Annotated in this window: 18 protein-coding genes; 5 read left to right on the top strand and 13 right to left on the bottom strand. The window is 66.7% G+C overall.

What is annotated here, in order from left to right; all coding sequences use genetic code 11:
• Window positions 1-146 precede the first annotated feature (146 nt).
• Window positions 147-1,400 (top strand): glycosyltransferase family 4 protein, encoded by a 1,254-nt coding sequence (locus NFW30_RS08770; protein WP_295351156.1) that lies wholly within the window; start codon window positions 147-149, stop codon window positions 1,398-1,400.
• A gap of 161 nt (window positions 1,401-1,561) precedes the next feature.
• Window positions 1,562-2,044 (top strand): cyclic nucleotide-binding domain-containing protein, encoded by a 483-nt coding sequence (locus NFW30_RS08765; protein ID WP_295372000.1) that lies wholly within the window; start codon window positions 1,562-1,564, stop codon window positions 2,042-2,044.
• Between the two features lie 138 nt (window positions 2,045-2,182).
• On the opposite strand, the gene NFW30_RS08760 is transcribed toward NFW30_RS08765, so the two are convergent.
• Window positions 2,183-2,566, bottom strand: a complete 384-nt coding sequence (locus tag NFW30_RS08760; RefSeq protein ID WP_295351161.1) for a CZB domain-containing protein — start codon at window positions 2,564-2,566, stop codon at window positions 2,183-2,185.
• Between the two features lie 205 nt (window positions 2,567-2,771).
• Window positions 2,772-3,704, bottom strand: coding sequence for a LysR substrate-binding domain-containing protein (locus NFW30_RS08755; RefSeq protein WP_295351164.1), 933 nt, complete (start codon window positions 3,702-3,704; stop codon window positions 2,772-2,774).
• 97 nt (window positions 3,705-3,801) lie between these two features.
• Between NFW30_RS08755 and NFW30_RS08750 the strand changes: the two genes are divergently transcribed.
• Window positions 3,802-4,578, top strand: coding sequence for a ferredoxin--NADP reductase (locus NFW30_RS08750; protein ID WP_295351167.1), 777 nt, complete (start codon window positions 3,802-3,804; stop codon window positions 4,576-4,578).
• 42 nt (window positions 4,579-4,620) lie between these two features.
• On the opposite strand, the gene NFW30_RS08745 is transcribed toward NFW30_RS08750, so the two are convergent.
• The 5 genes from NFW30_RS08745 to NFW30_RS08725 all read right to left on the bottom strand — a co-directional run bounded on the left by NFW30_RS08745 (window position 4,621) and on the right by NFW30_RS08725 (window position 8,186).
• The gene (locus tag NFW30_RS08745; protein WP_295351170.1) at window positions 4,621-5,505 is read right to left on the bottom strand and encodes an NAD(P)-binding domain-containing protein; all 885 of its coding nucleotides are present in this window, start codon (window positions 5,503-5,505) and stop codon (window positions 4,621-4,623) included.
• Window positions 5,505-6,383: an NAD(P)-binding domain-containing protein gene (locus NFW30_RS08740; RefSeq protein ID WP_295351172.1), complete on the bottom strand. Its 879-nt coding sequence runs from the start codon at window positions 6,381-6,383 to the stop codon at window positions 5,505-5,507. Before NFW30_RS08740 ends, NFW30_RS08745 begins: the two co-directional genes overlap by 1 nt.
• Before the next feature lie 205 nt (window positions 6,384-6,588).
• The gene (locus tag NFW30_RS08735) at window positions 6,589-7,002 is read right to left on the bottom strand and encodes a secondary thiamine-phosphate synthase enzyme YjbQ (protein WP_295351175.1); all 414 of its coding nucleotides are present in this window, start codon (window positions 7,000-7,002) and stop codon (window positions 6,589-6,591) included.
• 178 nt (window positions 7,003-7,180) lie between these two features.
• Window positions 7,181-7,600, bottom strand: a complete 420-nt coding sequence (arfB, locus tag NFW30_RS08730; RefSeq protein ID WP_295351178.1) for an alternative ribosome rescue aminoacyl-tRNA hydrolase ArfB — start codon at window positions 7,598-7,600, stop codon at window positions 7,181-7,183.
• Between the two features lie 7 nt (window positions 7,601-7,607).
• Window positions 7,608-8,186 carry a DUF1415 domain-containing protein gene (locus NFW30_RS08725; protein ID WP_295351180.1) on the bottom strand — a complete coding sequence of 193 codons (579 nt, stop codon included), beginning with the start codon at window positions 8,184-8,186 and terminating at the stop codon, window positions 7,608-7,610.
• Between the two features lie 158 nt (window positions 8,187-8,344).
• Between NFW30_RS08725 and NFW30_RS08720 the strand changes: the two genes are divergently transcribed.
• Window positions 8,345-9,478: an NAD(P)/FAD-dependent oxidoreductase gene (locus tag NFW30_RS08720; RefSeq protein WP_295351182.1), complete on the top strand. Its 1,134-nt coding sequence runs from the start codon at window positions 8,345-8,347 to the stop codon at window positions 9,476-9,478.
• Window positions 9,479-9,481: 3 nt separating this feature from the next.
• Window positions 9,482-9,976, top strand: a complete 495-nt coding sequence (locus tag NFW30_RS08715) for a putative toxin-antitoxin system toxin component, PIN family (protein ID WP_295351183.1) — start codon at window positions 9,482-9,484, stop codon at window positions 9,974-9,976.
• Here the strand turns inward: NFW30_RS08715 and NFW30_RS08710 are convergent.
• From NFW30_RS08710 to NFW30_RS08685, 6 genes are all read right to left on the bottom strand, one after another.
• Window positions 9,973-11,016, bottom strand: a complete 1,044-nt coding sequence (locus NFW30_RS08710; RefSeq protein ID WP_295351390.1) for a M14 family metallopeptidase — start codon at window positions 11,014-11,016, stop codon at window positions 9,973-9,975. The genes NFW30_RS08715 and NFW30_RS08710 overlap by 4 nt on opposite strands.
• A 12-nt stretch (window positions 11,017-11,028) precedes the next feature.
• Window positions 11,029-12,450: a glutamate-cysteine ligase family protein gene (locus tag NFW30_RS08705; protein ID WP_295351185.1), complete on the bottom strand. Its 1,422-nt coding sequence runs from the start codon at window positions 12,448-12,450 to the stop codon at window positions 11,029-11,031.
• 73 nt (window positions 12,451-12,523) lie between these two features.
• On the bottom strand, window positions 12,524-13,294 hold the full coding sequence (locus NFW30_RS08700) for a phosphodiesterase (protein ID WP_295351187.1): 771 nt from the start codon (window positions 13,292-13,294) through the stop codon (window positions 12,524-12,526).
• A 29-nt stretch (window positions 13,295-13,323) separates the two neighbouring features.
• Complete coding sequence (locus tag NFW30_RS08695) at window positions 13,324-13,689, bottom strand: ATP-binding protein (protein WP_295351189.1); 366 nt, start codon at window positions 13,687-13,689, stop codon at window positions 13,324-13,326.
• A 101-nt stretch (window positions 13,690-13,790) separates the two neighbouring features.
• Window positions 13,791-14,303 carry a hypothetical protein gene (locus tag NFW30_RS08690; protein WP_295351191.1) on the bottom strand — a complete coding sequence of 171 codons (513 nt, stop codon included), beginning with the start codon at window positions 14,301-14,303 and terminating at the stop codon, window positions 13,791-13,793.
• 50 nt (window positions 14,304-14,353) lie between these two features.
• The gene (locus tag NFW30_RS08685; protein WP_295351193.1) at window positions 14,354-14,863 is read right to left on the bottom strand and encodes a DUF1269 domain-containing protein; all 510 of its coding nucleotides are present in this window, start codon (window positions 14,861-14,863) and stop codon (window positions 14,354-14,356) included.
• Window positions 14,864-14,941: the final 78 nt, after the last annotated feature.

The following is a 14,941-nucleotide window of genomic DNA, read 5'->3' as shown; positions in this document are numbered from 1 at the left end:
AGCCAAGACCACGGTCCTGCCCGGAGGCAGCGGACGCCGCTCTGCGAAAGCGCACCGACGAACGCTTTCCTGGCGCTTGCCGCGTCGTCGATCGGCTAAGATTCAGGTCGCTCGCTTTCTGCTTCCACTCTTCCAGACGACCCGCAATGCGCATTCTCTTCGTACACCAGAACTTCCCCGGCCAGTACCGCCACCTCGCGCCTGCCCTCGCCGATTCACGGGCGAATGAGGTCGTCGCCATCGGCGAGGAGGCGAGCCTCAGACGCATGCAGGGCTTTCATCCGCGCGTGCGTCTGCTTGGTTACCCGCAGCCCCAGGGTGCCTCGCGGCAGACACACCACTACCTTCACAGTAGCGAGGCTGCGGTCCGCCGCGGTCAATCGGTCGCGCGCCTGGCACTCGAACTGCGCCGTCACGGCTTCGTTCCGGACGTCATCTGCGCCCACCCGGCTTGGGGGGAGGCCCTGTTCCTGAAGGATGTCTTCCCCACCGCACCGCTGCTGCTCTATCTCGAGTTCTTCTATCGCGGCAGCGGCTCCGACGTCGGCTTTGACCCCGAGTTTCCGAGTTCCTTCGACGACCGCTGCCGTGTTCGTGCCCGCAACACGGCGCAACTGATCAGCCTCGATGCTGGCGATGCGGGTGTCAGCCCGACGCACTGGCAGCGGGAGCAATACCCGGACGTCTATCGGCCGCGCATCGAGGTGATTCACGACGGCATACGCAGCGATCTCGTCTCCCCGGGACAGGTTGCTGGCTTCGTCCTTCCTGGCGGCAGGGGTACCCTGCGCTCGGGGGACGAGGTGTTGACCTACGTCGCCCGCAATCTCGAACCGTATCGAGGCTTTCACACTTTCATGCGGGCACTGCCTGCGGTTCTTGCTGCGCGGCCTCGCGTGCGGGTTCTGATCGTGGGTGGTGACGAGGTCAGTTACGGCCGCCCGTTGCCCGGTGGCGGTACCTACCGGGAGCATTACCTGCGCGAACTCGGCAGCGAAATCGATCTCGGCCGCGTACACTTCCTCGGCAAGATTCCTTACCCGCGCTTCATCGACGTTCTGCGTTTGTCGACAGCGCACGTGTATCTCACCTACCCTTTCGTCCTGTCGTGGTCACTGCTCGAAGCGATGTCCTGCGGCTGTGCGCTGATCGCCTCCGACACAGCCCCTGTCCGCGAAGTGTTGCGACCGGGACACAATGGACTGCTGGTCGATTTCTTCTCGCCGGACGAGCTGGCGACGACGATCGTCTCCGTCCTCGCTGACCCGCTGGCGACGCAGCCCCTGCGCGCGCAGGCGCGGCGCGACATCGTCGACCACTTCGATCTCGCGACCCGCACCCTGCCTCGCCTGCTGACGCTGGTCAGCGGCCTCGCGGCCAAGGGGCTTGCCGGCCACTGACGTTCGCCGAACGATCTCGCGCGCAGTACCGATGCCGGCACGAGTCGACCGTTCAGTGGCGGACGGAACACCACCGTACGCCGGCAGCCGTGGCGCAGCCCTTCCGTTCCGAGAGCGGTCGCTGCAAAATACGTCTCCGAGCACGGGTGACGGAGAGCACAATGGAAACGGTCCGGTTCCTGCAGGAGCAACCGCTGTTCGGTGGCGTCGGCGATGCGGCAATGCGAGCGATCATGCACTTGATGCGGCCGCAGGAGTTCACAGCCGGTGAAGTGATCGTGCGCGAGGGCGAAGAGGGTGACTCGCTCTTCGTCATCTGCAGCGGAGCGGTCGAGGTTCTCAAGGCGTGCCCGGCAGCAGTCGATCCTCTCGGCAGGGGCATTGCCCTCCTCAGTGTCGGCGACGTCTTCGGCGAAATGGAGTTGATCGACATGCAGTACCGCTCGGCCAGCATCCGCGCGCTCGAGCCCGTTCGGCTCGTGGCGCTTGACAACGGCAGCCTCTTCCAGATCCACGAGGCGGATCTGCCGACCTTCACGCTGATCGTCATGAACCTGGCCCGGGAGCTGAGCCGTCGCCTGCGCCGGATCGATGAACTCGCAGTCGCCGTGCCGGCCGTCGCCGCACCCGTGACGGCGAATTGACCGGCACGCCGTCCGCAACGGGTCGTGGTTGCCTTTCGCGCTGCCGTCAGCGGTCTGCCTGGGCTTCCCACGTCCATCCGCAATCGCCTGTGCGGCGCCGCAGAGCCGTCGTCGGGCGAGCAACTGCCCGATGATGAGCTAGGCGTCGCCGGCAATCCCCCGCAGCAGGCGCGCCTGCCACGCACGCATGGCGAGCGCAAGCCGCCCCGACAGAGTCACGTACTCGCCATAAAGCAGCGCATAAGCCTCGACCGTCTGTCCGGCCATGGCCCGCTCGACCACCTCAGCCGCCATTTGATGGAATTCCGCGTGCAGACGGCGCACTTCGTCGAAGTCCTCGGCCGCACGGTCCTCGGCTGACAGGCGCGGGCCGTACAGCCATTGTCCGAAGTCACAGCGGTCGTCGGCCCGGATCGCTTCCACATCCACGCCCGCCGTGGCGTCGAGGACAGCCTGCCGGAGCTCGGACATCCAGCGCGCGTGGGCGCCTATTGCTTCTTCGATGTCCCGCACCCTGTCCATCCGAACTTCCCCCGAGTACCCACTCCGCCGACCACGAACGCATTCTACCTGAACCGCCTGCCGCACGGCAGCCGCCGGCCACCTCACGAGAGCCGGCATCAGGTACCCCGTGCCGGGCCCGTCGATCCCCGACATCATGTCGCCGGTGACACGACGCAACGCCGGCGGCCGCGCGGCTGACGAGGCGCAGCCTGTGTTCCCCTGCTCACCCCTCGCCGGCCAGCGACCACCTGATCAGGTCGCTCCGCTCGGCGCCGACAGTCAGCGAGCGGCAGATGCCGACGAACTCACGCATGCCCGCAGTCTGGAACTTGCGCCGTTGCTGCAGGAAGTGGAAATGGCGTCGGAGATCGAGTTCCGGTGTCGCGATCGGCACCAGGCTGCGCCGACCGAATGCTTCGCGCAATGCCAGACGCGAAATGCAGCCGATTCCGAGCCCGAACTCGACGGCGCGCTTGATCGCCTCGGTGTGCTCGAGTTCGAGGCGAATCCGCAGCCGCGAGCAATCCTCGCGCAGAGCCCGGTCGAGGGTTTCGCGCGTACCCGAACCGGTTTCGCGCACGATCCAAGGCTGCTCGATCAACTCCGCGATCGTCGCGCTGCCCTTTCGCGCCAGGGGGTAAGTCGGCGAACAGAAGACGACCAACTCGTCCGCCACCCATGGCTCGACAACCAGGTCGGGATGGCGGCAACTCCCCTCGACCAGGCCGAGATCGAGTTCGTGCTGCGCCAGTTGCTCGATGATCGTCGCCGTGTTGTGCACCTTCAACTGCACACCGCTTTCCGGGTGTCGCCGGAGAAAGTCGGCGACGATCAGCGTCGCGAGGTAGTTGCCGATGGTCAGCGTCGCGCCGATGCGCAGCCTGCCGTAGCCCGCCCTGCCCTCGAGAACGCTGTCGATCGCCGCCGCGCGTTCGAGCAGCTCGACCGCCTGCGGCAGCAGCGCCTGCCCGCGCTCGTTCAGCCGCAGGCTCCTGCCGAACCTGTCGAAAAGCTGTGTGTCATAGAGACGTTCGAGTTCGGCGAGTGCCGTGCTCGTCGCCGACTGCGACAGGGACACCTCGCTGGCCGCGCGCGACACATTCTCGTGTCGAGCAACCGCAACGAAGACTGCCATCTGCCGCAAGGTGAATCTCATATCGCTCCAATCGATAACACTTATGTAAATAATCTGTTTTACAAATATATCACGACGGAGCACGATGGCTTCGTCAGGAATCACGATGGGAAACAAGATGAGCACCTACTCCGCACAACGGGTCCTTTCGGTCCGCCACTGGACGGATCGCCTGTTCAGCTTCCGCACCACGCGCGACCCGGCGCTGCGCTTCATCAACGGGCAGTTCGTCATGCTTGGCTTGCCGCAGGAGGGGCGACCGCTGACCCGCGCCTACAGCATCGCCAGCGCCAACCACGACGAGTTCCTCGAGTTCTTCAGCATCAAGGTGCCGGACGGGCCGTTGACCTCCCGGCTGCAGCACCTGGCGGTCGGCGACGAGGTCGTCGTCAGCCGCAAGCCGACCGGCACGCTGGTGCTGCGCGACCTGCGGCCGGGCAAGAACCTCTACCTGCTGGCGACCGGCACCGGGCTGGCACCGTTCATCAGCCTGATCCAGGATCCGGAAACCTACGAGCGCTTCGAGAAAGTCGTGCTGATCCACGGCGTGCGCTGGATCGACGACCTGGCCTACCACCGCTTCATCAGCGAGGAACTGCCGCAGCACGAGTTCTTCGGTGATCTGGTGCGCGACAAGCTGATCTATTACCCTGCCGTCACCCGCGAAGCCTTCCGCCATCAGGGCCGCATCACGAAACTGATCGACAGCGGCCATCTCTTCGCCGACATCGGCCTGCCGCCGCTCGATCCCGCGCGCGACCGGGCGATGGTCTGCGGCAGTCCGGCGATGATCAAGGACTGTTGCGCGCTGCTCGACGTGCGAGGCTTCCGGGTTTCGCCGTACATTGGTGCGCAGGGCGACTACGTGATCGAGCGGGCGTTCGTCGACAAGTGACGCGGCGCGGCTTGCTGCCGCAGGCGCTGCGCCGTCGGGCGTTCAGTGGCTGCCGCTCGCCAACTGCCCCGCTTCAAGGACGCGCAGCAGTGAAGCGGTGTCGCAATGCCTCCAGCCGAACGCCATCAGCGCGTTGAGTTGCTGGCAGACCTGCGCCGAAACCGGTAGCGGCAGCCCCAAACGGTGCGCTTCGGCGATCAACACCGCGTAGTCCTTGTGATGCAGACGCGCCTCGACACCGGCAGCGAAATCGCGCGTGACCATCCGGCCGCCCATCGCCTGCAGCACGCGACTGCCGGCCGAACCCCCTGCCAGGGCGGCGTGGACCCTCGACGGATCGACACCGGCGGCGCGGCTCAGGTACAACGCTTCGGCAACCGCCTGGATCGTCGCCACCATCACCATCTGGTTGCACGCTTTCGCGACCTGCCCGGCGCCATGGTCGCCGACGTGCACGATCGTGCTGCCGAGCAGTTCGAAAAGCGGCCGCACGCGCTCCAGTACCGCCGCCTGGCCGCCGACCATGATCGACAGGCTGGCATCGCTGGCGCCCTGCCCGCCACCGGAGACCGGCGCGTCGAGCATGGCGACACCCAGCCTCGCCAGCCGCCCGGCGATCGAGCGCGCCGCCTGCGGCGCGATGGTGCTCATGTCGACCAGGATCGAGCCGGCGGCGAATCCTTCTGCCAACCCGCCGGCAGCGAAGGCAAGCTGCTCGACGTCGGCGTCTGCGGTGACGACGGTGAACACCACCTCGGCCGCGGACGCCACCGCCGCCGGACTGGCGCAGGCCACCGCGCCCGCCGCCAGCAACGGCTGCGCGGCTTCCGGCCGCCGCGCCCAGAGCGCGAGCCGGTGGCCGCCGCGCAACAGGTTCAGCGCCATCGGCCGCCCCATCACGCCGCAGCCGATGAAACCAAGCCGCATCAGCCTTCACCCCCGGACAAACGCTCGAGGAGCTTGAGAATGGCGATCGAATCCTCCTCGCCAAGCCCCGAGCCGACCATGGCGTTGAACATCTGCGCCGTCGCCGCCGCCACCGGCAGACACAGACCCAGTTCGTGCGCGCTCTGCATGACGATGTTCATGTCCTTCTGGTGCATCCACGACTTGAAGCCAGGCTTGAAGTTCCGGTCGAGCATCCGCTGACCGTGGTTCTCGAGGATTCTCGAGTAGGCGAAGCCACCGAGCAGCGCCTCGCGCACGCGAGCCGGGTCGACGCCGCTCCGCGCGGCGAAGTTCAGCGCCTCGGCAACGGTCAGGACGCCGACGCCGGTGACGATCTGGTTGGCCGCCTTCGCGACCTGGCCGGCACCCGAATCGCCGACGTGGACGATGTTCCGTCCCATGCACGCGAAGGCCGACTGCGCCGTATCGAACGCGGCGCTGCTGCCGCCGACCATGATCGACAGCGTGCCGGCAATCGCGCCGACCTCGCCGCCGGAAACCGGCGCATCGAGGAAATCGATTCCTCCTGCCAGAAGCCTGCCGGCGATGGCGCGGGCGGCCGACGGCCGGATCGTGCTCATGTCGACGGCCACCAGTCCGCTCCGGCCGCCGCTGGCGACGCCGTTCTCGCCCAGCATCACCTGCTCGACATCGGGCGCATCGGCCACCATCGAGATCACCAGTTCGGTCTCCGCGGCCAACGCCGCCGGACTGTCGGCGCCGCTGGCGCCGGCGTCGAGGAGTGGCTGCATCGACTCCAGCCGGCGCGCCCAGACGGTGAGATGGTGCCCACCGCGCAGCAGGTTGAGCGCCATCGGACGCCCCATGATGCCGAGGCCGATGAATCCGATTCTCATTGCGTCCCCTTTCAAGTGTTGGCGGTCGCCGCTGCCGTGCGCCCATACTCAGTCATCCACGCTGAGGGCGAACAGCGGGCGTAGGGGTGTGGCAGATGATCGCTGCTGCCGTTCGCCCGATGCAACCGCCCTGTCGCCTGCGCGCGGACTGCGCGGGAGCCAGTCTAGCAAGAATTCGGCAGGCCCGCTGCCACCAGCGGTCCCGTCAGCCGACGACGGTAACCACCACCCGCCGCCGATGGGCGACCGTCCGGTGCTCCCAGAGATAGATTCCCTGCCACGTTCCGAGGCGCAGCGTGCCGTTGCTCACGGGCACCGTCACCGACACTCCGGCGAGGATGCTGCGTCCGTGTGCCGCCATGTCGTCGTCACCCTCGCAGTCGTGCTGATACGCCGGATCGGCGTCGGGCGCCCAGCGCCCGGCCAGGGTCTCCAGGTCTCGGCGCACCGATGGATCGGCGTTCTCGGTCAGCAGCAGGGAACAACTCGTGTGCAGGACGAAAACGTGCGCGATACCAGCCGCTACTCCCGCAGCGCGTGCAATGCGCCCCACCTCGGCCGTAATCTCGATCGTGCCGCGACCGCGGCTGTGGATGTCGAAGCTATCCTGATAGGCCATGGCCCCTCTCCTGCCGCCGACTGCAAGCGGATACTGTTGTGATGAGGAAATCGATCGCGGCCGCCGTGGACTGCTGACCGGGGACCGCGTTGCGACTCGGCCATTGCGCCGGGCGCATTCCCTCGAACCGGAGGCGCAGAATCCCTGCCCCAGTCATCGGCATCTCCTCTACCCTCCCCTACTGGTCGTCGTTGACCCGCGCGCGCAGCAGTTTCACTGCGCCACGCTGCCGCTTGCCGTCCAGCCGGCGCTTCTGTGAACTGCTGGTCGGCCGCGTCGGCAGGCGCGGCGGCGCGACCGCCGCGGCGCGAGCGATCAGTTCGCGCAGACGGCACAGCGCATCGTCCCGGTTGCGCTCCAGGCTGCGGTGGGCCTGTGCCTTGATGATCACGACGCCGTCGCCACTGATCCGCTGGTCGCGCCAGAGCAGCAAACGCCGTTTGAGCTCATCGGGCAACGACGAGGCGGCGATGGCGAAACGCAGATGGATCGCATTCGAAACCTTGTTGACGTTCTGGCCGCCGGCACCCTGCGCGCGCACGGCAGTGATCTCGACCTCCTCCTCGCGCACTGCGACGCGGAACGGCAACCCGGGCATCGCCAGCCTACTCCTTGGCCGCTCGTGAAACCCCGGCTGCGAGTGCCTGCCAGCCGTCGGCACCAAGCTGCCGCAGCGTTTGCAGGTTGCGCTCATAGATCATCGCCGCTTCGGGAAAAGCCGCCACCGCCCGGTCGAGACTGGCCTCGCGCAGCAGGTGCAGCGTCGGAAACGGCGAGCGATTGGTATGGTTGGTGATGTCATCGACCGTGCTGTCGGCGAAGACGTAGTCGGGATGGAAGCTGGCCACCTGCAGGACACCATGCAGGCGATGGGTCTGCAGGACGACATCGACCAGATCGAGGAAGCGCAGGAAGTCGGCGAAGTCGGTCAACACCCACGGATGGATCAGCAGGGTCGTATCCACCTCGTCGGCAGGGGTAGCGCAGAGCGAGAGCAATTCCAGCTGCAGGTCGTCGAGCAGCGACTCATCGTTCTCTGCCGGGCTCACGACGTAGCGGATCTGTCCCTTGGCGTGGACACCCTTGGCAAAGGGACAGAGGTTGAGCCCGATCACCGCGCGCTCGAGCCAATGCCGCGTACTGGCGATGACCTCGTCGTGGCTCGGGCGGGTTTGGCTGAGCATGGCTGGCGATACGGCGGCGGCCGCCTTGACCGGGATGGGATGATTACCGCCAGTGTAACCACTGATGCCGGCCGAGGCAAAGCCCTGCACGCCCCGTCAGCACCCCAGGCTTCGCTGCCGGCGGCATGTACAATGCGTCCTTTGGCCGTGGAGCGAAGATGGAACGGATTGCCGCAGCGGTCATCGGCGCCGGGGTGATTGGCCTGGCCTGCGCGCGTGCGCTGGCAAGGCGAGGAATCGAAACGCTGATTGTGGAACGGAACGACGGCTTCGGCCGCGAGACCAGTTCGCGCAACAGCGAGGTCATCCACGCCGGGCTCTACTACCCCAGCGGCTCGCTCAAGGCGACTCTGTGCGTCGCTGGCCGGCGCCGGCTGCACGACTTCTGCCGCTCTCATGCCGTCGCTCACCGCAGCTGCGGCAAGCTGATCGTCGCCACCAGTAGCGCCGACGAGGGAAGGCTAGCGGCGCTGCAGGAACAGGGTGAAGCAAATGGCGTCGACGACCTGCGCTGGCTCAGCGCCGCCGAGACTCGCGTTCTCGAGCCCGAACTGGCGTGCACCGCCGCCCTGCTGTCGCCGTCCACCGGCATCATCGACAGCCACGGCCTGATGTTGGCGCTGCTCGGTGATGCCGAGCGCGCCGGGGCAGTGCTTGCCTGCCGCAGCCCACTCCTCGGCGGCGTGATCGAAGCAAGCGGCATCGTGCTCGAATGCGGGGGCAACGACAAGCTGCGGCTGCGCTGCCCGCTGGTGATCAACGCCGCCGGTCTCTGGGCTGCCGACGTGGCCGCGTCACTGGCAGGCTTTCCATCGGTGGCGTTGCCGGCGATGCACTACGCCAAGGGCAATTACTGCGCCCTCACGGGCCGCGCACCGTTCTCGCGACTGGTGTACCCGCTGCCGGAGACTGGCGGACTGGGGATTCATCTGACCCTCGACCTCGCCGGGCAGGCGCGTTTCGGGCCGGACGTCCAGTGGCTGCCCGACCCGCCCGCTGGAGGTGGGCACAGCGCCTTTGACTACAGCGTCAGCCGCGACAGGGCAGCCGCCTTCGAGAAGGAGGTCCGCCGCTACTGGCCCGGGCTGCCGCCAGGCAGCCTGCAACCGGCCTACTCCGGCGTACGGCCGAAGCTCGCTGGCCGGGCTGCGCCGGCTGCCGACTTCCTGATCCAGGGGCCACTACAGCATGGCATCCCTGGCCTGGTGAACCTGTTCGGCATCGAGTCCCCCGGCCTCACCGCCTGTCTCGCGATCGCCGACCATGTCGTCGGCGAACTGCAGCCCTGGTAGGCCATGCGCGCGGTCCTCGACACCAACATCGTTCTCGACCTCCTGCACTTTCGGGATCCGTACCTCTGCAGCCTGCAGGCGGCAATCGACCGCGGCCAGCTGCAGTGCTTCACCGACCGCCACTGCCTTGCTGAACTGCAGCGGGTGAGCAGCTATCCGCGTTTTCGCCTGACCGCCGTCGCTCGGTCAGCTCTGCTCGACGCCTATCGCCGCTTTGCGCTCGCCTGCGAGGACGCAGGCGAGCGGGATGGGGACGATCCCCTGCCAGCGTGCCGTGATGCCGACGACCAAAAGTTCCTCGTCCTCGCCCGGCGCTGTCGCGCGGACCTGCTGCTGACCCGCGACCAGCGCCTGTTGCAGCTGGATCGCCGATGTGGACGGCGCTTGCCGTTCCCGATCCTGACCGCAAGAGCCGCGTGCATCCTGCTGGCCGCTTGCCCGCCGCCAGCGGAAAGCGCGGCTGGCGAGGATCGTTGGCGGGACTCGCCAGCGCGCTAGGCGCTGGTACACAGCACGCGCCCGTGCGGCTGCCAGTTGGCAAGTGGCAGCCGATCCATCAGGTAGCACAGGCAGTCCTGGCGCACCACCTTCTCGTCGAGGGTCAGCATGGCCGGGGTCGCCGGCCGTTGCAGGGTGATGCGGCCATCCTCACAGCTGAAGAACTCACGGGCAACATCGCAGCCACTTTCATCGATGACGCCAATCGGCAACGGCAGCCGGGTGTGGCCGAAGACGGTTCCGGGCTCGAGCGAACGGAAGTTCATGTGGTCCAGTTTCGGGTCAAAGTCGATGTCGGCTCGCGACTCGCCGAAGCCGAAGGAGACCGCTGCGGGAACGCGAACGGTGGCCAGCGTGTGATAGAGGTCGATGTCGTGTTCGTGCACCTCATGGGAAGGAAACTGCGACAGGTGCAGGCACGCTTCGACGAAGCGTGCCGCGTGTTCGGCATTGGCCTCGCTGCCCGGCTTGCCACATTCCACCGTCAGCGCCGGACAGAGCGGCGAAAACGAAGTGGTCTGCGTGCCGGCAAGACCACGGAACCAGACGACCGTGCGCGAGAACAGCAGGGCGAGATGCAGGACTGCCTGCTCCAGCCGGTTGACGACGCAATAGTGCGGGTTGAGGCCGGTGTTGTTGTGAATGTCGATGCTGGCGAAAACGCCGCGTTCGCGCATCAGCCGATGCACTTCGCCCATGCTGGCGGCTTCCGGCGAATCGGAATGCGCGTGCCCTCCGGGCCAGACGCGGTTGTAGTCGGGTTGCCCGTCGAGCCGGCGCAGTCCCTTGCGCGCAGCGGCAACATTGCCGATCAGGATCGACAGCGCGCGCGGCAGCATTCGTCTGCCATTGCGCTGCAGCAGGCGCTGCAAGGCGACGACGCCGCTGTCTTCATTGCCATGCAGCAGCACCGAGACGAACAGTGCGGGCTGCCGGCGGCCGGGCAGGTGGATCAGCGTCGGGCCACTGAAGATCTGATGCAGTTCGCGGGCGGGGGTATCGAGAAAGCGTTCGGGCAGGGTATCGAGGACGGTCAGCATCAAGCTTGCAGTTCAAATCGGCCACTCATGCACCGGCATGAGGTGGCGCTGGTGATCAAGATAGTCGGCGGTCAGCCGGGCAAAGTCGTGGTGCCGCGCGTGGTGGGCCAACTGCCATGCGGCGCCGGTGCGCCGGCTGCGCAGACGGCCGGCGATCACCTCCATGTAACGCGCGACATCGGCAGTGGACAGATCGAGGCGATCAAGTCCGGCACGCGCGAGTGGCAGCAACTGCTGCTCGAGCAGTTCGCCAGCCGACACGCGCTGGCCACCCAACCAGAGCAGCTGTGCATCGAGCCCGTAGCGTGCGGCGCGGTAGAAGTTCTCACGGGCCTCGGCAAAGGAGAGCTGTGCCTCGGGAGCCAGCGGTTGCCGCATCAGCATGAGGACCGTGCCGTAATAGAAGGCGGCGTTGGCAATCATGTCCACGATGCTCGGGCCGGCTGGCATCACCCGCTGCTCGATGCGCAGGTGCGGTCGGCCCCGGTCATCGAAGCCGATCAGCATTCGGTTCCAGCGCCAGATGGTGCCGTTGTGCAGGCGCAGGTGCGCGTAGGACTCAATCGGTCCGGCGATCTCGAAAGGCAGCAGGACGGCATAGCTGGCGAGATTCTCGGCGAAACAGGCGGTCGGGTCGGCGCTCAGGTAGCCGGAACCGAAGGTGACCCGCATGTGCTGTGGGCACCCCGGGTCGCAGCAGTCCACGGCCTGTTCGAAGAGCGGCACACGCGTCTCGTGCCACAGTGCACGCTCGAAGAGGAAAGGTGAATTGGCAGCCAGTGCAACCAATGGCGCTGCCAGGATCAGCGAGGCATTGTAGGCGCGCGCGGCCTCGCCGGCAGGTACCTGCAGATGCACCTGAAAGGACGTCGTCGCCGCTTCCAGCATGACATCGCTGTGGATGGTGGCGAGCGTGTCGATGCCAGCGATGTTGAGGCTCAGCGGGCTGCCGCCACGCAGCCGGAGAATCTGCTCGTTGAGCAGTTCGTAACGTCGCGCCGGCGACATGTTGCTGAGAGACAGATCCTCTTCCCGCAGCGTCGGCAGGGTGCCAATGGCGAGCAGTGCGCTGTCGTCGGCGGCGGCAACGCGCTGACACTGCTCCCAGGTCGCGGCAAGCTCGCCCTCCAGACGTGAAAGTGCGCTTCCGTGCAGCGGTTGCGGTGTACCGTTGAGTTCGACGTTGAAGCGCGACAGCTCCGGAACGACCAGCGGACTGTCCAGGCGCGCCAGGAACGAAACGTTGCGCGGCACGGGCTGGAGATCCTGGCCAACCAGCCAGGCCTCTAGCTCGAAGCCGGCAACCAGCGCGTCGTCGGCGAATGCGCCCCGGAAGTATGCCGAATGCGCATGCCGGGTCTCTTCGTCCAGACGCCGTCGAAAACGCTCGAAGTCGTCTGCCGTGCAGCCCTTCCCTGTCACTTCCTTTCCCATCGGCCACCTCGCCAGGACAGAGTGGGTGGATCAAACCCGGAAGCGGGCGGGCTGGATGCCGGCCAACACCCGCCTAGCCGTCGCCGTAGCACTGCGTTGGGCTCACCGCCACCGGCAGGTAGTGGCTGCACAGTCGCTCGCCAGGCAACCAGTCGTGCAGCAGGTAGGCACCGGGCTCGAGCGTATAGGCCAACGGTCCCTCCTGCAGGGCGATCTGGTGCGCGGGCGACGGCGCGACGAGCGCCGGCCGGCCGGCAAAAGTGGTGCTGACGAAACGATGGACGTGCCCGCACAGCAGCGCCTCGACCTCTTCGTGCCGAGCCAGCCAGGCCGCCAGCGACCGCTCACCGCGGCAGCGAATGCGGTCCATTCCCTCGATGCCGACGCTGAAGGGCGGATGGTGCAGCGCCAGCAGCACCGGTCGACGCCGCGGGCAGGCACTTTCCAGCCAGTCGATCTGTGGCGCCGCCACCTGCCCCCACTCCTCACCGGGAACGATGCAGTCGAGGAGCAGCAGCGTGCCACCGTCGAGGTCGATCCGCTGGCAGCACAGCGGCGGCGGCGTCCAGGCCTGCGCGCAGAACGCTGCGCGCAGGTTGTCGCGATCGTCATGGTTGCCCGGCAGCAGGGCGCTGGGAAACGGTAGCGCGGCGATCCGCGAACGCAGCAAGGCGTACTCCTCGCGACGCCCACCGCTCGCCAGATCGCCGCTGAGCAGCAACAGATCCGGTGCCGGCCCCGCGCTCAGACGCTGCAACGCCATATCGAGAGCGCCCAGCGTATCGACCACGCCGTACAGCGGCTGGCTGCTCAGGTGGAGATCGGAGAGCTGGGCGATGCGCATCGCCGAAGCTTACCAAAAAAATGGGCCACTCAGCCGCCTTGGTCGTCTGCTTCGGGCGCTGGATCGACGGCTGCCGGCAACTCGACCCAGAAGCGGATGCGGCCGGCGGCATGCTCGACTCCCGCGGCACCGCCATGAGGTGCCGCCAGCGTGCGTACGAAGTACAGCCCGAGTCCGGATCCAGAGCCCTTCTGCATCGCGTCGGTGCGGCTCAAGCGCTGGAGCATCCGCTGGCACGGCTTGTCGTTCGCCGCGACGCCCTCATTGTCGCCCCAGAAGCGGAGTCTGCGGAGTCTGCCGACACCCGGCCGCTGCACTCCGATGCCGACCTCGCCGCCTGCCCGAGCGTGCCGCAACACGTTGTCGAGCAGGTTGATGGCGCCCCGCTCGCTCACCTCGAAGTCACCAACGACCCACAGGGGCTCGTCCGGCTTGATGCCGCGTCGGCGCCGCCGGCTCGATCATGCTCCTGCGCTCGTCACCGCCGCAGCCGCGTTCAATCGTGCCGGGACGCCCGATGGACGTAGAAGCGCACCGGAGCAGCGACCAGCAGCGCCTTGCCAGCCCGGTCGACGACTGCCACCTCGAGCGTATGCTCGACCGCGTCGCGAGCCGCCATCTGCCATTCGTCGGTCGTGAGATCGAACTGCAGTGTCGTGCGCCTGTCGGGCAACACGGTCCCGTCGAGGCGGACTGCGATGGCATCCCCCCTGCCGGGTTGCAGCGGCGGATCGAGGATCAGCGCAATGGAAAACTGACCGGTATTCGAATGGACCGTACCACCGTCCTCGGGCTCCGTGATCTGCACGCGGGCGTATGCGGCAGCCGCCGGCGGCGACGCCGGCGACGCCGCTGCCGCCGGCGCATCGATCACGTTGACCGGTGGCAGGTGCACCTCGCGGGAGCCCTGGCTCGGCATATCCGAAAAGACCGGACCAGCCCGGTCACGGCTTTCGTAGACCGGCTGTGCGGTGGCCAGCGTCACGAAGAACAGCAAGCCGCTCAGCACGAAGTGACTCCCGCGCCATGTCCTCCCCCTTGGCTGCCACCACATCTGATTCAGCCTTCGCCTGCAGCCGGCGTCTGCACCTTGTCCAGGACGGCCTGCAGTTTCGCTTCCTCCTCATGGGTCAATGAAGTCTTGATGACCTTGCCGCCAGTGCCCTGCAGTTCTTCCAGAACCTTGTCCGGAGTCGCCTTGCGGACGAGGACGAAGAGCACCGAACTGCCGTTGCCGAAGGTTGCTGCCAGATCCTTCATGAAATCATTGTTGATCCCGACGTCGGTCAGTGCTCCACCGACGGCACCGGCGCCTGCGCCGACCGCCAGGCCAAGCAGGGGATTCATGAAGATGAGGCCGATCAACGTTCCCCAGAAGCCACCGCTGAGGGCGCCGCTCGCCGTCAGGTTGTACATCTGGTGCAGCTTGACCTTGCCCTTCTCGTCCTTCACTGCGACGACAGCATCCTCGAGGTCGATCAGGTAGTCCTGCTGCAACTTGCGCAGCTTGGTGCGGACTTCCTCTGCCCGGAACTGGTCCTCGTAAGCAACTACGATCAGATTGCTCATCAGCCTTCTCTCCTTTTTGTCCAGTATGGTCCAAAAACTTGTCGGCAGCCTCCAGCCGGTTGCTGCAAAGTCGCTTCC

The sequence above is a fragment of the Accumulibacter sp. genome (assembly GCF_023806635.1).
In the GTDB taxonomy this organism is placed as follows: Bacteria; Pseudomonadota; Gammaproteobacteria; order Burkholderiales; family Rhodocyclaceae; genus Accumulibacter.
Note: the sequence above shows the minus strand (reverse complement) of the source record. Positions and strands in the feature narration are given on the sequence as shown.